The organism is Halomonas lysinitropha, assembly GCF_902500215.1.
Taxonomy (GTDB): Bacteria; Pseudomonadota; Gammaproteobacteria; order Pseudomonadales; family Halomonadaceae; genus Halomonas; species Halomonas lysinitropha.
The window spans coordinates 252,974-269,945 of record NZ_CABVOU010000039.1; the positions used below are offsets into that span (position 1 = coordinate 252,974).

Annotated in this window: 26 protein-coding genes and 1 tRNA gene; 2 read left to right on the forward strand and 25 right to left on the reverse strand. The window is 63.7% G+C overall.

What is annotated here, in order from left to right:
- Positions 1 to 35: 35 nt before the first annotated feature.
- Together uvrC and uvrY are read right to left on the reverse strand one after the other, a co-directional pair.
- Entirely contained in the window at positions 36 to 1,850 is a 1,815-nt protein-coding gene (uvrC, locus tag HALO32_RS12765) for an excinuclease ABC subunit UvrC (RefSeq protein WP_151444243.1), read from the reverse strand.
- A 65-nt stretch (positions 1,851 to 1,915) separates the two neighbouring features.
- On the reverse strand, positions 1,916 to 2,563 hold the full coding sequence (uvrY, locus tag HALO32_RS12770; protein ID WP_151444244.1) for a UvrY/SirA/GacA family response regulator transcription factor: 648 nt from the start codon (positions 2,561 to 2,563) through the stop codon (positions 1,916 to 1,918).
- A gap of 229 nt (positions 2,564 to 2,792) precedes the next feature.
- Here uvrY and HALO32_RS12775 point away from each other — a divergent pair.
- Positions 2,793 to 2,868 (forward strand) — tRNA-Ala (locus HALO32_RS12775).
- Between the two features lie 108 nt (positions 2,869 to 2,976).
- Here HALO32_RS12775 and HALO32_RS12780 read toward each other — a convergent pair.
- From HALO32_RS12780 to HALO32_RS12830, 11 genes are read right to left on the reverse strand one after another with little or no spacing between them, the layout of a single operon-like run.
- A complete protein-coding gene (locus HALO32_RS12780; protein ID WP_151444245.1) occupies positions 2,977 to 4,110 on the reverse strand; it encodes a tyrosine-type recombinase/integrase in 1,134 nt (377 codons plus the stop codon).
- On the reverse strand, positions 4,110 to 4,319 hold the full coding sequence (locus HALO32_RS12785) for an excisionase (RefSeq protein WP_151444246.1): 210 nt from the start codon (positions 4,317 to 4,319) through the stop codon (positions 4,110 to 4,112). The genes HALO32_RS12780 and HALO32_RS12785 overlap by 1 nt, the downstream gene beginning before the upstream one ends.
- 3 nt (positions 4,320 to 4,322) lie before the next feature.
- Positions 4,323 to 4,844 carry a hypothetical protein gene (locus tag HALO32_RS12790; protein WP_151444247.1) on the reverse strand — a complete coding sequence of 174 codons (522 nt, stop codon included), beginning with the start codon at positions 4,842 to 4,844 and terminating at the stop codon, positions 4,323 to 4,325.
- Positions 4,841 to 5,236 carry a hypothetical protein gene (locus HALO32_RS12795; RefSeq protein WP_151444248.1) on the reverse strand — a complete coding sequence of 132 codons (396 nt, stop codon included), beginning with the start codon at positions 5,234 to 5,236 and terminating at the stop codon, positions 4,841 to 4,843. The genes HALO32_RS12790 and HALO32_RS12795 overlap by 4 nt, the downstream gene beginning before the upstream one ends.
- Entirely contained in the window at positions 5,233 to 5,448 is a 216-nt protein-coding gene (locus HALO32_RS12800) for a hypothetical protein (RefSeq protein ID WP_151444249.1), read from the reverse strand. Before HALO32_RS12800 ends, HALO32_RS12795 begins: the two co-directional genes overlap by 4 nt.
- A complete protein-coding gene (locus HALO32_RS12805) occupies positions 5,445 to 6,143 on the reverse strand; it encodes a hypothetical protein (protein ID WP_151444250.1) in 699 nt (232 codons plus the stop codon). Before HALO32_RS12805 ends, HALO32_RS12800 begins: the two co-directional genes overlap by 4 nt.
- Positions 6,140 to 7,762, reverse strand: coding sequence for a class I SAM-dependent methyltransferase (locus HALO32_RS12810; RefSeq protein WP_151444251.1), 1,623 nt, complete (start codon positions 7,760 to 7,762; stop codon positions 6,140 to 6,142). The genes HALO32_RS12805 and HALO32_RS12810 overlap by 4 nt, the downstream gene beginning before the upstream one ends.
- Positions 7,759 to 8,013 carry a hypothetical protein gene (locus tag HALO32_RS12815; protein WP_151444252.1) on the reverse strand — a complete coding sequence of 85 codons (255 nt, stop codon included), beginning with the start codon at positions 8,011 to 8,013 and terminating at the stop codon, positions 7,759 to 7,761. Before HALO32_RS12815 ends, HALO32_RS12810 begins: the two co-directional genes overlap by 4 nt.
- On the reverse strand, positions 8,010 to 8,432 hold the full coding sequence (locus HALO32_RS12820; protein ID WP_151444253.1) for a hypothetical protein: 423 nt from the start codon (positions 8,430 to 8,432) through the stop codon (positions 8,010 to 8,012). Before HALO32_RS12820 ends, HALO32_RS12815 begins: the two co-directional genes overlap by 4 nt.
- The gene (locus tag HALO32_RS12825) at positions 8,429 to 8,635 is read right to left on the reverse strand and encodes a hypothetical protein (RefSeq protein ID WP_151444254.1); all 207 of its coding nucleotides are present in this window, start codon (positions 8,633 to 8,635) and stop codon (positions 8,429 to 8,431) included. The genes HALO32_RS12820 and HALO32_RS12825 overlap by 4 nt, the downstream gene beginning before the upstream one ends.
- Positions 8,632 to 8,940, reverse strand: a complete 309-nt coding sequence (locus HALO32_RS12830; RefSeq protein ID WP_151444255.1) for a hypothetical protein — start codon at positions 8,938 to 8,940, stop codon at positions 8,632 to 8,634. The genes HALO32_RS12825 and HALO32_RS12830 overlap by 4 nt, the downstream gene beginning before the upstream one ends.
- Positions 8,941 to 9,256: 316 nt before the next feature.
- Between HALO32_RS12830 and HALO32_RS12835 the strand changes: the two genes are divergently transcribed.
- Positions 9,257 to 9,769: a hypothetical protein gene (locus HALO32_RS12835; protein WP_151444256.1), complete on the forward strand. Its 513-nt coding sequence runs from the start codon at positions 9,257 to 9,259 to the stop codon at positions 9,767 to 9,769.
- 8 nt (positions 9,770 to 9,777) lie between these two features.
- Here HALO32_RS12835 and HALO32_RS12840 read toward each other — a convergent pair whose 3' ends face one another.
- The 12 genes from HALO32_RS12840 to HALO32_RS12890 form a co-directional block, all read right to left on the reverse strand.
- Complete coding sequence (locus tag HALO32_RS12840) at positions 9,778 to 10,719, reverse strand: recombination-associated protein RdgC (RefSeq protein ID WP_151444257.1); 942 nt, start codon at positions 10,717 to 10,719, stop codon at positions 9,778 to 9,780.
- 11 nt (positions 10,720 to 10,730) lie between these two features.
- Positions 10,731 to 10,982 carry a hypothetical protein gene (locus HALO32_RS12845; RefSeq protein WP_151444258.1) on the reverse strand — a complete coding sequence of 84 codons (252 nt, stop codon included), beginning with the start codon at positions 10,980 to 10,982 and terminating at the stop codon, positions 10,731 to 10,733.
- Positions 10,983 to 10,992: 10 nt separating this feature from the next.
- The gene (locus HALO32_RS12850) at positions 10,993 to 11,196 is read right to left on the reverse strand and encodes a hypothetical protein (RefSeq protein WP_151444259.1); all 204 of its coding nucleotides are present in this window, start codon (positions 11,194 to 11,196) and stop codon (positions 10,993 to 10,995) included.
- A gap of 11 nt (positions 11,197 to 11,207) precedes the next feature.
- Positions 11,208 to 11,501, reverse strand: coding sequence for a hypothetical protein (locus tag HALO32_RS12855; protein WP_151444260.1), 294 nt, complete (start codon positions 11,499 to 11,501; stop codon positions 11,208 to 11,210).
- On the reverse strand, positions 11,498 to 11,623 hold the full coding sequence (locus HALO32_RS18235; protein ID WP_267902496.1) for a hypothetical protein: 126 nt from the start codon (positions 11,621 to 11,623) through the stop codon (positions 11,498 to 11,500). Before HALO32_RS18235 ends, HALO32_RS12855 begins: the two co-directional genes overlap by 4 nt.
- Positions 11,620 to 11,922 (reverse strand): hypothetical protein, encoded by a 303-nt coding sequence (locus HALO32_RS12860; protein ID WP_151444261.1) that lies wholly within the window; start codon positions 11,920 to 11,922, stop codon positions 11,620 to 11,622. The genes HALO32_RS18235 and HALO32_RS12860 overlap by 4 nt, the downstream gene beginning before the upstream one ends.
- Positions 11,919 to 12,290 (reverse strand): hypothetical protein, encoded by a 372-nt coding sequence (locus tag HALO32_RS12865; protein ID WP_151444262.1) that lies wholly within the window; start codon positions 12,288 to 12,290, stop codon positions 11,919 to 11,921. Before HALO32_RS12865 ends, HALO32_RS12860 begins: the two co-directional genes overlap by 4 nt.
- On the reverse strand, positions 12,287 to 12,703 hold the full coding sequence (locus HALO32_RS12870) for a response regulator transcription factor (RefSeq protein WP_192576503.1): 417 nt from the start codon (positions 12,701 to 12,703) through the stop codon (positions 12,287 to 12,289). Before HALO32_RS12870 ends, HALO32_RS12865 begins: the two co-directional genes overlap by 4 nt.
- A 1,227-nt stretch (positions 12,704 to 13,930) precedes the next feature.
- Complete coding sequence (locus HALO32_RS12875) at positions 13,931 to 14,584, reverse strand: BRCT domain-containing protein (protein ID WP_192576504.1); 654 nt, start codon at positions 14,582 to 14,584, stop codon at positions 13,931 to 13,933.
- A 144-nt stretch (positions 14,585 to 14,728) separates the two neighbouring features.
- Positions 14,729 to 15,502, reverse strand: coding sequence for a DUF1828 domain-containing protein (locus HALO32_RS12880; protein WP_151444265.1), 774 nt, complete (start codon positions 15,500 to 15,502; stop codon positions 14,729 to 14,731).
- Entirely contained in the window at positions 15,492 to 16,010 is a 519-nt protein-coding gene (locus HALO32_RS12885) for a DUF6978 family protein (protein WP_192576505.1), read from the reverse strand. Before HALO32_RS12885 ends, HALO32_RS12880 begins: the two co-directional genes overlap by 11 nt.
- Before the next feature lie 85 nt (positions 16,011 to 16,095).
- Positions 16,096 to 16,830: an XRE family transcriptional regulator gene (locus HALO32_RS12890; protein WP_192576506.1), complete on the reverse strand. Its 735-nt coding sequence runs from the start codon at positions 16,828 to 16,830 to the stop codon at positions 16,096 to 16,098.
- Between the last annotated feature and the right edge of the window lie 142 nt (positions 16,831 to 16,972).

The following is a 16,972-nucleotide window of genomic DNA, read 5'->3' on the forward strand; positions in this document are numbered from 1 at the left end:
CGGAATCCTCCTTATTCTATCCCTCGGGGCCGGTCTCATCCATGCAGGGCACGATGAATCGTTTCGGCCAGCGTGGCACTGATGCCGGGGACTCGGGCCAGCTCCTCACGATTGGCCTGCTTGACCCCCTGCAGGCCGCCGAAGAAGCGCAGCAGTTCTCGTCGCCGACGCGGCCCCACACCCGGAATGTCCTGCAGAGTGGAGGTTCGCCGTGTCTTGTCGCGCCGTGCCCGATGCCCGGCAATGGCGAAGCGATGGGATTCGTCTCGGATGTGCTGGATCAAGTGCAGGGCCGGTGATGCTCCATCGAGGTCCAGGCTGCGGTCGACGGTCTCGACAAACAGTGTCTCGAGCCCTGCCTTGCGCGTCGTGCCCTTGGCCACGCCGAGCAGGGTGATGCCGTTGACGCCCAGTTCGGTGAACACTTCCCGGGCCATGTTCAACTGTCCCTTGCCGCCATCGACGATCAGGATATCCGGGCTTTCGCCTTCGCCCTCGGCAAGGCGTTTGAAGCGCCGGGTGAGCGCCTGGCGCATGGCGGCATAGTCGTCGCCGGCGGCCACGTCCTCGATATTGAAGCGGCGGTAGTCGGACTTGCGCGGCCCGTTCTCGTCGAACACCACGCAGGAGGCCACCGTGGCCTCACCGTGACTGTGGCTGATGTCAAAGCACTCCAGGCGGCGGGGTGTGTCCTCGAGTTCCAGGGCCTCGCGCAGCGCCGCGAAACGCTTCGACAGCTGGGTCTGGCTGGCCAGCTGGCTGGCCAGTTGCTGTTCGGCATTGGTGCGGGCGAGCTCCCGCCACTGGGCGCGATGTCCGCGGACCTGGTCGGTCAAGCGGATGCGCTTGCCGGCGCGTTCGCTTACTGCTTGGGCAATAAGCGTGGCATCCGGTACCGGGTGGCTGGTGATCACCTCCGCCGGGATCTCCCTGGCCTGACCCAGGTAGAACTGGCTGATGAAGTCACCGAGCAGTGCCTCGGGCCCCAGGTCAAGCCCGTTGGCCGGGGCATGGTGTCGGGCCCCCAGCAGACGGCCCTGGCGTACCGTGAGCACCGAGATACACAGTGCACCGGGGCGGCTGGCCAACGCGAAGACATCGGCGTCGCCGCCGCCGGTGTCGACGAACTGGCGCTTCTGCATCTGGCGAAGGTGCTGGACCTGGTCACGCAGCCGGGCGGCCTCCTCGAAATCCAGGCGGGCGCTGGCAGCTTCCATGGCCTCGCTCAGCTCTTGGGTCACCGTGTCGCTCTTGCCCTCGAGACACATCACGGCATGCTCCAGGTCGCGCCGATAGTCCGCCTCGCTGATGTAGCCCACACAGGGGGCGCTGCAGCGCTGGATCTGGTGCTGCAGGCAGGGGCGAGTGCGATGAGCGAAGACACTGTCCTCGCAGTTGCGAATGCGGAAGATCTTCTGCATCAGCGACAGGCTCTCGCGCACGGCGCCACTGCTGGGGTAGGGGCCGAGGTAACGCCCATCGTTATGGCGCACCCTGGCGCGCTTGTATTCAAGGGCGGGGAAGGGGTGGCGGTCGCTGACGAAAACGAAGGGGTAGGACTTGTCGTCGCGTAACAGGATATTGTATGGCGGGCGCAGTTCCTTGATCAGCGTCTGTTCGAGGAGCAGGGCCTCGGTCTCGCTGTTCGTCACCGTCACCTGAATATCGGCGATGCGGCCGACCAGGGCCTGGGTCTTGGTGTTGAGCGCACCGCGAAAGTAGCTTGCCAGGCGTGCTTTCAGGCGACGCGCCTTGCCGATATAGAGGGTCTCGCCGTGCTCATCGAGCATGCGGTAGACCCCCGGGGATTCGCTGACGCTGCCGAGGAAGTCGCGGGAATCGAAGCTCATGGAAACGGCGTGCCGGGGATAGATAACAATGCCTACATGCTACCAGATCCGGGCCATAGGGGCGCTCAATCGGCGTCGGTAAAACCGTCGACCAGGCCATGGCGCAGGCCTAGGTGGGTCAGCTCAACGTCGGAGGCCACGCCGAGCTTCTCGAAGATCCGGTAGCGGTACGTATTGACGGTCTTGGGGCTGAGAAACATGCGATCAGCGATGTCGGCAACGCGCTGACAGTTGACCACCATCATCGCGACCTGAAGCTCGCGCTGGGAGAGCTGGTCGAAGGGGTTGTCCGGTGCATCGATGCGCGACAGCACCAGCCGCTGGGCGATCTCCGGGCTGACATATCGCTTGCCGCCGAACACGCAGTGGATCGCCTCGACCATCTCCTCGTGCTGGCAGCCCTTGCTGATGAAGCCGTGGGCGCCGGCCTCGAGCAGGCGCTGAGCGAAGGTCTCCTCGATGAAGGCGGTCAGTACCAGAATGCGGATGTCTCCGGCGAAGCGGTGGATCTTGCGGGTGGCTTCCAGGCCGCCGATTCCCGGCATGCGAATATCCATCAGCACGATATCCGGTTCGAGCTTGCGCGCCTTGTTGATGGCCTCCTCGCCATCGGCGGCCTCACCGACCACGCGTATTCCGCGTTCGGCATTCAGCAGGTGGGCGATGCTGGTCCGAACCAGGTGGTGGTCATCGGCTACAAGAACCCTGATCAACGCAGACGCTCCTGAAAACGTAGTAGATGGGTGTTGTCCCTGGGCGGGACCTGGCCAAGTATGAAGGCGCCAAGGTGCGCGCTGGCTCGGTAACAGTCTAGGCAGGGTGGCACATCCCGTCCCTAAGGGGAATTGGTCAAAGGCAGAAGAGTGAATTTGCCAGCATGGGGTTGACGCTCCTGAGGAGGCTGCGTACTATTCGCCTCGTTCACGCAAGACGGAACAACGTGGGGCCTTAGCTCAGCTGGGAGAGCGCAACACTGGCAGTGTTGAGGTCAGCGGTTCGATCCCGCTAGGCTCCACCAAAAAGAACATGTGAATCAGCCCCTTGGCCTAACTCGCCAGGGGGCTTTTTCGTGCACTGGTAAAAAACTGGGAAAATACTGGGAAAACTCCACACGGTTTATCGGCTCTCAGGCCTCCTCCAGTAGCGCCTGCATGCCCTTTCCCGGGCCCTTGGCTTCGAGCCAGCGGATGCCGTGACCGTCGAGATAGTGCTGCGTCATGCTCTCGTCGGCGTGGCCCATCAGTACCTGGATCTCACCCAGGTCAGCACCGGTATCCTCGAGCAGCTTGGAGCCGAGCGAGCGGATCTCATGGAAGGTGGGTCGCTGGCGCGGCTCCAGCTTGGCGATCTCCGGCACCTTGTCGCGCAGGCGGGAGAAGGTCTTAGAGAGCATGTCGTCGGTAACTCGGCTCCAATGGTCGCGGGCGCGGGTTTCGGCGGTGATCCGCTGGTGCACCCGATGGACGATGTAGGGCGACACCGGTGGCACCAGCCGTGAGCGCTGGATGATGTCCTCGATGGCCGGTGTCAGCTCTATGGCCACGTAGGCGGTGTGGCTGCGAGTGCGGGTCTTCTTCCTTATATAGCGGAGCCGGCCGTCGACGATGTGATCATACCGGGCGGCGGCGACTTCGGCCCGGCCGAACAGGCAAACTAGGGCGAGCTCCATGGCGACCTGAAACCATGGCTCGGCCTGATCATAGATGGCCTGGAACTGCCCGGGGGTGAGGCGGCGGCGCTGCTTGGTGTAGCCGGTGTCGCTCTTGCTGGTGGGCTCGATGGGGTTGTCGCCCAGCCAGCCCTTGGTGCGGGCGAACTGGAACACCTGGGCGAGCAGGGCGCGGTGGTACCGGTAGGGCTCGCCCTTGTAATGCTCGTCCAGGTACTCGGCACACCAACGCGTGGTGATCTGCTCGAGGGGCATGTCGCCGCGATCCTTGGCGATCCGCTGCAGGGCGTATCGCTTGTTGGCCCGGGTGCCTGGGGCCAGCTTGCTGGCGCTATCGACGCGCTCCTTTCGGAAGGCCTCGATGGCATGCGCCAGGGTGAGCCCGCTGGTGCCCTCTACCTTGGCCACCAGGTCTGCACCCTTTACCAGCCTGGCGTTGAGGATCCGCGCGGCCGCCTGGGCCTTGGCCTTGTCGCTGCCCATGCCGGTCTTCTTGTCGGTGCGCGGGTTTCGGTAGGTGTAGTAGCCCCCGGACTCATAGAGGTTGGGCTCCAGCCCCCGGTGCTTGCGCTTGCGCGGCCTGGCTGCCATCAGCGGGTCTCCATCTCCTTGAGCACGCTGTCGGCGAGCTCGTTGCCGGTCATCATCTTCTCGGCGTCCAGGTCGATGAACCAGGCGCCGCCGATTTTTTTGGCTGGCAGCACCCCTTCCCGGCACCATTTGCGAATGGTCGACATGGCTGGTGGTGTACCAGCGAACCGCGCGTGCCGCCACTGATCTGGATCCATCAGCTTGCCCATAGTCTAGTCTCCCGTATGCCTTGCGCCGCCCGGGCCATGGCCGCGGCTTCCCCGCCATTTCTGTTCCTGCTCCGCGACCGCATCTTCTTGCTGGCGCTGACGCTCCATCCGGTGCGCCTCCAGAGCGGCCTTTACCCCGGGCAGCGCCATCGCCTGGCGTCTCTGTTCGAGCTCCTGCTGCTGGCGCTTGATGATCCCTGCCGCTACCTCGGCCAACTGCCATCGATCCTTTGGTGTCTCGCCGTCCTGCCGTACCTTCCCCAACCCGAAACAGCCGCCGCAGGGGCGATCCTTGTTGCCTTTGATTTGATCCGTGCCGGTGCCCATGCAGACCGTGCAATCGTCGCCGGCCACCGGGCGCCAGTTGGTCTCCCAGTCCTTGGTGGTGGTGGCGGTGTCGACCTCGAGATCCAGGTCTCGGTAGACCACGATCTGGTGAGACTCGAGCGAGGTGTCGCCGTTGTAGTGGGCGACCAGGGCGAATCGGCCGCCCCGGGTTTTGTGGGTGTGGGTGGGCTGCGTCACTCGGTGGGCTCCTTGTCTGTCTCCATCCCGTGCAGGATCCGGAATAACGCGCCCAACAGCTGCTCGCGGTCGTCGTAGTCGGTGGGGCTGAGCTGACCGATCGCGTCGAGCTTGGCCTGGGCGGCATCGCGCTGGGTCGTCACCCGTTCCAGTTCCTCGGTCAACTCGGCGTTAGCCTGGCGTTCGCTTTCCAGCGCTTCGGGGTTGGTTTGTGCATACAAACGCTTCGCTTCGGCTTCCATGTAGGCGCCGCCTTTCTTGGCAGCGTCCATTCCTGCACTCGCCGCTCTGGCTTGCTTGTCGAACAGGATCTGCACATGCTCGGCGAGCTCGTTGATGGATACGGGCTCTCGCTCGCGGGCCCATTTGATGATGTGGTCGCGCATGCTCATACCCCACCTCCAGCGAGCCAAACGCCCAGCCTCACCAGGGCATAGATGACCGCCCCGGACACGATCCCGAACACGAGCCCGACGATGCCGCCGAGCAGCCAGTCGCCGCCGCCTTTGCTCGGCGAGTTGGAGTTGAACATCGGCTCGGTCAGGCCGATGACGGCGCAGAGCGCGACCCAGACGATGATGAGTGCCGGTAGCCAGGTGGTCATGCATCACCTCCCTCGGCTTGTTTGCGGAGGCGGTCGGCCTCCTCAAATGCACTGTCAGCGGCATCGGCCATACCATCGGCAGCTTTTGGGTGTCCGTTATCCGCTGCTGCATGGGCGTTATCTCGGCAATCAAAACCGAAACCCTCCAGTACCTCCGCTTGCCAATGCGCCTTGAGGCGGGCGAGGCTGGTCGCTGGCGCTTCCTCCGCCGCGAATGTCCAGCGGTCCCGAGCCGCTTGCGACCTCGGCGCGTGATCAGATCCCTGCCAGAACGCCAGCTCGGCCCTCAGCGCGTTGCCGGCTTCGATCAGTCGGACGTTGTGGGCAGCGAGAGCGTCGTATTGATCCATGAGAGCTCGCACCGGCCCGGCGCCATGCCAGTCACCCGGCTCGCCGGTGCCTTTGGTCACGACTTGATAGATCTCATGCACCGTGGCGCGCTGGGTGCGGGCCTCCTGGGCGCTGGCCTCGGCCTCGAGCTGTAGGCGATCAGCCTTGGCTTTGACTTCGTCCAGCTCTTGCGCGGCGGCCAGCTCGGCTTCCTCGGCCTTTGTCTTAGCGGCCTGCAATCGCTCCACCTGCACGGCCGCGGCATCCGCGACTTTCCGAGTCTGGGGATCGCTGGCGTGCCAGGCCAGGGCCAAAGTCGAGGTCAGCAGTTCCTTGGCCCACTGGTCTCTGCTTTTTCCGCTCATGCTGCCTCCGCTATCAGGATGCTCACCGACACGCTGGCGCCGGGGAATTGGTTGTCGAACGGGCCTTGCCAGGTACATGCCAGTCCCTCCAGGTGGAATGTGGTCTGAGAGCTTGCCGGCAGGATGGCGACCAGCCGGCCGCCGGGGGCCAGGAGATCGGCGGCGGCTTCGGTGTGCGCCTGCCAGCGGCCTTGCGAGAAGGGCGGGTTCATCAGGATGCGGTCGAACGGCTTGTGCTTCGCCTGTATGTCATCGACCAGGGCCAGGAAGTCGCCGGGGATCTTCGCGTAGCCCTTCGCCTCGAGCACCTGGCAATGGAGGGCGCTGACCTCGATGCACAGCGGTTCGTGCATCAGGTCGGCCAGGGCACCGGTGCCGGCACTAGGCTCCAGGCACAGGTGGTGGGGCTGGATGTCGGCCAGCTCTGCGACCTTCTCCGCCAGCCCCCGGGGCGTGGGGTAGAACTGGTGGCTCTGGTGGTCAGGCACGGTGCCGCTGGCGACGATCAGGCCGATGGCCTCGCCGGGGTCGTAGTCGAATTCCCACCAGGTGGAGTTCTTGGCGCTGTACTTCACGCCGCCGATAGCTTCGAGCGCCATGCCGGCCTGTTTGACGAGGTGCTTGTCATGCTCGCCGAACGGCAGGCCGAGGTTGTGACGGTTGCGGGTCAGCGGCTCGATCTCGCGATCCCCGAACTGGTTGCGTACCAGGTGGTGGATGATCGGGCGCATCTCGGCGATGAGATTGAGCACGGCGAAGGGCAGCGGGCGTTCCATCAACGTATAGTGGCGGCGCTTGGCACGTTTGGGCGCGGTGCGAAACTCGCTGGGGATCGCCGCCGGGTGCAGGTGGGCGAGGATCTGGTTGAGCTGCCAGGCGATGTCCTCGTGGATCTCGAGGTGGCCGTTACCGTTCTTGTAGCAGCGCAGGCGCAGGGCACCGCCGTCGACCGCCAGCCACTCGCCGCGATGCTCGCGCCGGGCGATCTCGACCAGGCGGTGGCTGGCCTGCCAGCCGGGCTCGTCGCGGTTCATCAGCTTGGCGACCACCTGGCGCAGGTCGTTGAGGTGGCCGGTCTGCTGGCGCCCGTAGTGGCCCCAGTCGTTGGTCACGCCGGTGAGGATCAGCCGCTTGCTGAACCCTTCGGGGCGGTTGGTCACGTGCTCGCGGCTCAGGGCGCGGAAGATGCCGTCGACCTTTTCGGCGAGGAAGTCCATGCGCTGGGCGAGCAGGGCGCCCAGGGTGGCGCGCACCGTCTCTTCGCTGAACTCTGGCGCCTGGTGCTCGCGGATCAGCGTATGCCACTCTTCACGGCGCTCCGCCGGCATGAAGTCCATCACGTCGGTGAGCGCCAGGGCCCGCTGCCAGTAGTCGGCATCCAGCGCGGCCACGGCACCCGTCTCACCGAACAGCTGGGCGACGCTGCCGGTGAAGCGGTCTCGCCGATCCTGGTTGCCGGCGATGAAGTAGTGGAGCACGTTGCCCAACTGATCGGGCCGGACGAACTCGACCACCTGCTGGATGCGCTGACGATCGCGGCGGTACTGCCCGTGCAGCCCGGCGACCATGTCGGTGGTGGCTGGCGCGAAGAATTGCTCGCCGATGGAAAGGTCGGTCATGGCTGCCTCCTGACGTGGATCAGTCCCAACGCCGGCCGGCGTGGCACGGTCTTCACTCCGGCGTGTTCCAGCCACTGCATGGCGTCGTGCAGGCAGTCGGCGAGGCAGTCGCGCTGCTCTTCCAGCAGGCTGATGTGCTTCTCGGGATCTGTGGTGGTGGTCAGCACGGCACCGCAGATGGCGCAGTGACCATCGACATAGTCGACCATGTCGGCGGGCCAGCAGTCGGGGCAGTAAGTGAAGAGGGTCATGCCTTACCTCCCGCCAGTTCGAAGCGCGGATGCCAGCCGTGGTAATCCTTGCTCTTCGGGTCGGGTGAGCCGTAGTAGCGCTTGCTCTCGATGATCTCGCCGGTGAGCACCAGGTACCGGCAGTGGCTGAACATGAGGTCGGCGGAATAGCCCAAGTCGCTCTCGATCTTCGCGGCCCGCCGTCTGCTCAGGATCTCGCTGTACTCGAGCCGCCCATCGGCCAGCTGGATCCGGATCCAGTCGAGCGCGTCCTGGTCATAAGGCCTGAGCGTCCAGCCGGACATGATGGTGTCCCGGCAATACCAGCCTTCTCGCCAGCCTTTCGCTTCGTAATCGAAGGTGGGGCCCTCGCTGATGCCGCGCGGTGGCTCGGCAGTGGTATCGGCGAAGAGGTCCGGCGTCTGTTCGGCAGCATTCACGATCCCACCTCCAACGCCTTCGCGGCTTTTCGGAGAATGGCAGCGGTCACCTTGCGCCGGCTGGCCTGGCCTTCCATGCCCTGGAGCTGCTCGAGCAGTTCGATGGCGATGCGCGCTGCCCTGGCCGGGTTGCTGCTCAGTTCACCTTCGAGGGTGATCCGGCAATCGTTGGCGCTGGTGCTGATCAGGCTGTTGATGCTCATGCCGACCTCCCGAAATCCCTGAAAAGAGTGGACGCCAGACGACCGTCCGGGGTGGCCAGCACCTCCTGGGCAATCTGCTGGCGCGTGGGCGGTAGCTGGCGGATGCCGCCCGTCTTGCTGTGACGGCCGCCAACCTGGTAGCGCTGGTCGGGCTTTTTCACCAGGTCCGCACCGGTCTTCCCCTCCCGGTTGCGGCGCTGAACCGTGGGGTAGGGGACGCGGTGTCGCCTGGCCAACTCCTTGAGCGTGATCATCTCGCCGGTGGCGGGATCCTCGACGCGGTAGATGCTTGCATCGTGGGGCATGGGGACTCCTGAGCCTGACAGGCCGTAGGGACAGACGGCTTGTCGAATAGGTGCCGGGCAGCCCCGACGAACTCACCACTTCGCAGGTGACGCGCCTGCTATCACCACAACAGCAGGAAGCCGGAATGGCGCTGTGCTAGCGTGAAGACACACCACAACAGCACGGAAATTCGCTATGTCTCAGAAACGCGATGGAAGTCGTCAGCCACACTGGCCCTCGACTCCGCCTGACCGCGAAAGGAAAGATCATGTGCCGATCCGCAGGACACCACCGCCGCCCCCGCCCCCCAATAAGCCGTAGTTCTGGAGGCGCCGTATGAGCCCGGAACGCAACGAGGGGGAATTCACGGTTTATACGTCGTACAACGTGGAGAAGCTGACCGAGACCCTGAATGCCAGGGCGGACCGGCTCTGCACTTTCCTGCTCATTCTGCTGGGCTCTGCAGTGCTGGCTGACATCACCAGCACTGTTGCGCTGGGACTCACGGTCACCACGGTGGCGGCTCTGCAATTCGTTTGCCGTTTCGGGGAGGCTGCGGGCCAGGCCCGTTCGCAGAAGCTGCGCTACGCGAGTCTTCTCGCTCGCCGGCAAGCCTTGAGTGATACCGAGCTGATCGACCAGTTCGAGCGAATCCATGAACACGACAGTCGGCCTCTGGCTGCCATCGAGGAGATCGCCTTCAACAAGGCGTGCCTGCAGCGCGGCCGGAATAGTCACATGGCGCCGTTGTCGCTCAGTGCACGCATGCTGGCATTGCTGGTCGGTGGCCAGCCCTGCGAGCCGGAACGCTCCCAGAAGCCGAGCGATGACGCGGTGAAAACAGACTGAATCGCGCATCAGAAGCTCCCGGGGTTGGGTGATGCTGCGGGCTGCCCGGCCTCGCCGCCCATCCACTCGAGAAGGCGGTCGATGTTGTCGCCCAGGGCCTGGGCCATCAGCAGGAAGTCGGTCTCGAGCCGGATGATGGCGTCGTCGCCGTCGTCGGCCTGGCTGGCCTCGTCGATCAGGCGGTCATCGAAGCGGATCGACTTGATGGCCAGGTCGTCGTGCAGCACGAAGGTGAAGCGGTCTTCCAGCTGAAGGGCGAGCTTGCTGGCCTGGCGACCACTCTCGAGCAGCTGCTGCATCTCGTCGCTGTCGAGATCCACCTGGCGGCCACGTACCACGCCGTCATCGCCCTTGGCCTTGAGCTCCACCTGGTCGCCGATGATCAGGTCGGCTGGGCGCGAGCTCGCATTGCCGAGCCACTCGGTCATGGCCCGCATGGGCAGCGTCTGGGTAGCCAGTGGGGTGACCTTGAGGCTGCCCAGGGTCTCGCGCAGCAGGTCGAGCACTTCCTCGGCACGCTTGCGGCTGCTGGCGTTGACGCCGGTCAGCTGGCGCTTGGTGTCCCACCAGAGATCTACGCGCTGGCTGCGTACGAAGGCCCGGGGCAGCAGCTCCTCGAACACCTGTTCCTTGAGCGTGAGCCTCTCCTGGCGGCGCAGCTTGCGGCCCTCGCTGGTCTCGATGGCCTCGGCACGCTCATCGACTTCCTCGCGGACCACGCTGGCGGGCAGGATCCTCTCCTGGCGCTGGGCAGTGAGCAGCAAGTGGCCCTGCAGTTCGTGGAATAGCTGGGTGCCGGCTCGGCCAGCGGGTGGTGTCCATCCCATCCGGCGCGCTTCGCTGCCGCCCAAGGGACGGAAGGCCTGCTCGCCCAGGACTTGCCCGAGGGCCGCGGCATCCAGCTGGGGCGCGTCGTGCAGGCGGTACAGGTTAAGGTTGCGGAACCACATTGGGTCTCTCCTCAGATGATCCGGCCCAGGGCCGCGTAGATGAGTCGGTCGACGAGCTCCAGGGCGCGGGCGTCATCGCCTCGCCGGCGGGCTTCGAAACAGGCTTCTGCCAGGCCGAGGGTTCCTTTCCCCTCGATGGGGTCGTAGCCATCGGGCAACTCTTCATCCGTCGCGCGGCGCTTTCTCAGCTCGCGCTGAAGATCTTCGGTGTCGATCTCGCAGAGCTCGACGTCCACATCCACGGTGACTGTTGCGAAAGACATGACGACCTCCTCAGCGATGCCCGAGCCGCTTAGCTCGACGAGTTGCCCGGCGCTTGGCGGCCCGGCGTTGATCCTGGGCGACGGTGCGATGACGGCCCCCGTTGCGGGTGGGCGCCTGCTCTGGCCCGATGGCCAGGGCATCGATGTTGCGCGTCAGGCTCGGTGCGCTTGCGGCTGCACCGATGGCTAGGGCGGCGGCGATTCGCTGGAGCATCTCGGCTCTCCTTAATTCCGCGCCAGCTGGCGCTCGGTGGTAATGTTGAGGCCTGCCGGGCGCATCCCGGGGCAGTCCTCCGCGGCGCGCTCGTCGTAGTCCGGGTGCCCGGTGCGGCGCTCGGGGGCGATGCCGCGGGATTCCTCGGCGCTCCACACGGCGACGCCGGTGCAGTAGGCCTCGAGGCTGGCGCGTTCCACCTGGCGATCGATGGCGGTGAGCCAGGCGCTAAGGGAGTAGATGGCGACCAGGGCGGCGGCCACGGAGAGGATCTGTAGGGCACGAATGAGGGCGACGCGGATCATGGCAGGCGCTCCTGTTGCTGGCGCTGCGCTTCTACCTGGAGCACGTCGAAGCGCTCCATGGCAGCGAACGTGATCCAGGTGACGAGATAGCCAAGCAGGATCAGTGAGAGCAGGAACCTCATGCCGCGCCCTCCATCACCCCGGGCAGGCGGATGGCGCCGGCCTGGTGGGCGGCCTCCAGGCGGCTTCTCAGCTGCTCGCGAGCGGCCTCGGGGGTGGCGGCCGGCTTCTCGCCGGTGAGGATGACGAGCACGCCCCAGGGATTGCGGAATGCGGGCCACCAACCTGAACAGCCCTCGCAAGGCACGGCCTCAATCACCGTGCCGGGCAGTGCCGCGCCGTGGTGGCTCTGGCAGTAGACGCGCCAGGCGCTCACGAGCAGGGCCATGGCGAAACGACGGGGCTCGAGGTAGAGGCTCATGACGTCACCGCCTGGAGGGCGGGGCCCTCGCTCATGCTGTCGATCAGCAGGCTGTCCAAGTGATCGAGCATGGCGGTCAACTGCTGCTCGACGTGCGCCTTCGCGGTCTCGTCATCGACGAACCCCAGGCCTTCTTTCCAGAGGTTCTCCAGATCGGTCTCCATGCTTACGGCCTCAGGATCGCCATGCTCTGCGCCCACCGGCATGGTGACGATGCGGAAACCCAGGTATTGGCCGCTGCGGATCTCGCCGGTGAAGGTGTACAGATACGCCCAGTGCTGGCCGTCCAGGTTGACGTCCATCACCCGGTCGGTGACGAGCGAAATAATCAGGCGAGTGCTGGTGGGAATGCGCTTGAGGTGGTTCATGCGTAGATACTCCCTGTGTCACGGCGGCTGACGACGCGGCTGGTGCTGACCTGGGTCCGTGTCCGGGTGGGTTGGCGAACGCGCAGTGCCTCGCTGTTCGGGTTCATGGCGCCGACGATCAGCGCCAGCAGGAGCGGGGCGATCCAGCCACGGCGCAGGGCCTCGGCCACGGCGCCGGCGGCGCGCTGGGCATGCAGGTGGAAAAGCAGGGTGGCCACGGCGGCCTTCACGGTGGCGGGGCTCACACCGCGTGCTCGGGCGATCTCCTTTTGCGTGAGCCCGGCGGCCAGGCCGGCCAGCACCTGGGCCTGGGCGATGGTCGGCAGGCCGGAGTGGCGTTTGCCGGTACGGCAGCGCCAACCAGCAAACTCGAATTCCTGTGCCTCGATGGGTGTGACGATGGTGGTGGCCATGGCGGTGATCCCCGTTGAGTTGTTCTTGTGAACCAATATGAACCAAGGGTACATCATGGTCAAGTACCGAAAGTACATTTATCAGGCGCAGAGATACCACGCCTCGATGGGCGGTGGCTTACAGGATGTGTCGGTGATGGCTTACAGGCGGGGTCGGCACTTTGCTACGGCGGCCAGTGCGAGCCAGGGCCATGCTGAGGGCGTGACGCATGCCGCACGCGACCTCTGGGGTCGCCAAGGATCAACGTCGCGTCATGTTGTGCCCCTGCGCCCTGGTCATGGATGGCCGGGGCGCTTTCGTTGGGGTTCGGGTAGGGCAGATATAAAAAACCCGCCAACCGTGGCGGGTTTCTGTGGGGCGAGCCAGTTACAACTCCAGATCACCCTGATTGGCTCGCTCTAAGCGGGCCCGCTTGAGGAGCCATGGCTTTCGCTCCTGCCATTCGCGCAGGATGCGGGCCGCCTCACTTGCCTTGCGGCGTTCCAACTCATACCGCTGGTTAGCACTGCTATGCATGGTTGAGTACCTATGCTTATGCAGGCCCAGCGCGGGGGAGGGGGGCGACCGAGACGGCGTCGCCTGCGGCCTTCCAGGTTGAACGGCAACGCGTTCAAGTAGGTGTTTACAGCCTTAGGCTTCAGCACTACAGTTACCCCCGTAGGTAAGCTATCTCACCAGATCTGAAGGCCTCGCTAGACGTTGCAGCGTCCGTGATGCGGGAACCTTGAGATTCTGATTACCTCATCCACCGCACCAAGCTACTGCAGTGGTTCTAAAGGGCTCTTCCTAGCCGGGGAAGGGCCCTTCCTCGTTGTGCGCCGATGCATCTACAGCCACTCCATGAGCTTCTGCCTAAGCGCACGGCTCCAAGATAGTGTGCTTTCCGAGCCCCATCAAGTGGATAACCTGTGGATCGTTTGTGGCTATCCGTGGGGCGAAATCACAGCACAAGGCGGATGAATAGGGAGGTCTAAAACGTTAATCTCCTTTATTCGTTTTGCATGTGGATAATTCGCGTGAATCAAGATGTGGTAGCTGCCGGTTTGGTGCGGTTCAGCGGGTTTGATGCAAGCCGAATTCGACCTACGGGCCGCCATGAAACGCCGCGTCACGTCTTGCCCCGCGCACCGGTCATGGATGGCCGGGGCGCTCTCATTGGGAAGCAGGTAGGGCAAGCACGAAAAACCCGCTTTGGTGGGCGGGTTGGCGGGGCTTGCCTTTGTCGGTCAGTCGCCAAGGTAACTGGCCCAATGTTTCTCGCTGACGATGGCGAGGTCTCGGCCATCGGCGCGTAGCTCCACGGCCTTCTGGATCTTACGGCCATAGCTGGACTGGGCCCAGTCAGTGCTGCCCAGGTTGCCGATCACCACGAAGCGGGTCTTTCGCGTGGGATTGCTCTGTGTGAGGCCGCCTCGCTCCATGATCTCGGCTTCGCACTCGGCGCGGGTGCCGGTGATGAATTTGCCCGTGAGCACGAAGTGGCAGTCTTCGAACTCGATCTCCGGCGCGGGTTCGCAGAGGGGCAGGGCGGAGGACTGTCGGCTGGCGCTGGTATCTTCACCGCCTGTCAGGCTACCGCCACCGGTGTAGTCCAGCAGCAGGGCCATCAGATCGGCTTCCTCCTCTGCATCGAGGTGACCATCCTGAAGGGCGTCATTCAGCCTTTCGAAAAGCACGCTGAAAGGCCAGACGTTGAGCGACTCGGGCCGTTCCTCCAGCCAGCGGAGCAGGAATTCGGCTTCGCCCTGGTTAACAATGCCGTCAGCGAGGACGCCACGCGCCAAGCCAATCAGTTCATTGGCGTCACGATCGGCGTTACGTGCGATGACCAGGCGGCGAGTGACCGGCTGGCCGTGCGGATTGATTGATGAAGTGGACATGCATAGCTCCCTTGTTGTTGTTCCCTGGGGCTTGGGGCCCATCAAGCAGTGTGGCAAAGGGAGCTGACCGGCGCTGTAAGCGATCACCGACAGACAGGTACAAAAAACCCGCCACGGTGGGCGGGTTGGGTCTGGAAATGGGGCTCAGGCCATCCGGTGTTTTAGCTTGCGCTGGAAGTCGGCGACGTTATCGATGCTGTGAACCATGTCGTTGGCGGCATTCATCAGTCGAGCGCCGTCAGCCTTAGGCAAGCTGAAGAAGTCTGAGCACACCACGAAGGAATCGAAGTCGTGATGTTGGTGCATCAGGTGCTGCATCACGATGGTGGAGATCCTGGCTCGGTCCGGCGTATTCACACCGAACAGATAGAGCGGCCGTCGTTCCGCGCGAATATAGAAATCCACAGGGTACAGCTCTGCATCTTCGATTCCCGGCACGATGTAGTCCTCGACTACCTCTTTCTCGCCAACTGCCTCAAGAAGAATGCTGCGCAGATCGTCTCGGAAGGTTGACTCCACCCGGGTGCGCGACCATAGCCCGAGATCCTCGATGCGCGATGCTCCCTGGCCCATCGAGAAGAGACCACGCAGTAGGCCGTCGGTCGGAACCTCAAGAAACAACTCCCCGTCTTCTTCTTGAAGACCGGATTCACTGACGATCTGCTGAAAGAGATCGCCCCGTGGGCCTGACAGTAGGGTGCCCAGATCGTTCTCATAGCTGAGGCGCATCAGCGAGGTGCCCATGTCGGAGATTCGCCAGCCGCCATCGCCGCGGGACAGGTAGACTGTGTGATGGTCACCATCCCTGGCCACAAGCGGTAGAGAAACGCGGATGGAATCCTTGCGTGCAGAGACCTTCACGTCCTCACAGAACGCGGAGCAAAGCTGCTTTCTCAAGGATTCCATATCAATCGTCATGTTTGCTGTCGTCACCCCACATATCGTTGTGTACGTCTGACAATGGTCCTGTGCGGGCCGGGAAGTCTATGTGGCAGTCCTGGCAAAGGGCAAGAACTGCGCCTTGTAGATCATCGTAGCGTGCCGTGGTTTCAGCATAGTGCTCTGCTTTTCGGCCTGCTGCCATGTAGCGCTGTGTTGCATGGTGGATGTGGCACTGGTTGTAGATCTTGCCTTTACCTTCGAGCGGGTTTTCGTGGATATGATCGTTTCCATTGTAGCGGCATAGTGTCACATCCTTATGCTTGCCCTCAGGATGACAGTATCGAAGCCCGCAAGAAAAGCTCTCTTCTAAGCGAATGTTCTGACGCAGGTAGAGCACAAAGTGCAGGCCGCATGTCGACTTGACCTTGTAGTTCTTCTGCATCGAACCGCTCTGCTGCTTCCAGCGCGCACGAGGATTGGTCACCGTCTTGTGCGTGCTGAGCAGTACGGAGATTTCATCATCGGTCAGAACGAGCTGGGTCACAAAGCCTCCTTGCGTTTCATCCGCTTAATGACTTCCGCGGCGGCTGCAACGGATCAGGCCGGGTCCGGTGATGGAAATCCGGCGGTTAGTCAAACACTTCCCACCAGAACACGCGGCCGATGATGCGCAGTTCCTCCAGCTCCGGCGGGCTGACGATCTCGTCCGGGTGCTCGGCTGAGTTTTCGCTGGCGATGCGGATGCGCCCCAGGGGGAGGCGGTAAAGGTACTTCACCCGCAGCATGCCGCCGTGGTCGATGGCGTAGATCTTGCCGTCCTCGATGCGCGTGCAGCCACGGTCAATCGCGATGGGGCTGCCATCCATGATGCGCGGCTCCATTGAGTTGCCGACCAGGGTGGCGCAGGCGGCATTCATCGGGTTGACGTTCTTCTTGGCCAGCTTGGCGGTTGGGAAACGCATCGTCATGCCGTGATTCTCGATCACCTGCGTCCTGCCGATCCCGCCCTCCATCTCCACCTCGCGAAAGTACGGCAGTTCGACCTCGTCCAGCCCCGCCGGCCCCGGCTCTCCCTCGGTGATGGTGAGCGACTGGGGTTCGGTCATGGAGGGGTGGTCGTCTGTCATGTGGCCCCTGCCATACACCAGCCAGTCTTCACGAACGCCCAGCTTGGCAGCTAGGGCTACGGCCTTGTCATGACCAGGGCGTGATTCGCCATTCAGCCACTTGCTTGCGGCCTTAGGTGTAACACCTGCGACCTGAGCCAGCCATACGCCTTCGCCGCGTCCGGAAAATCCGGCGCGGGCAAGTGCTTTCCTCAAACGGGCGCTGAATTCAGCCCGTGAATCTTCAGTATGAACCATAGGTTCAACGATAGGTGAGCTTGAATGTACTTTCAGTTCCCGTCTATGATGTACCGTAAGTACATTATCTAGAGGTCCACGCTCATGAGCGCGCTGCGCTTCGCAATAGACAAAGTGGGTGGCGTCGCTGAATGCGCCCGCA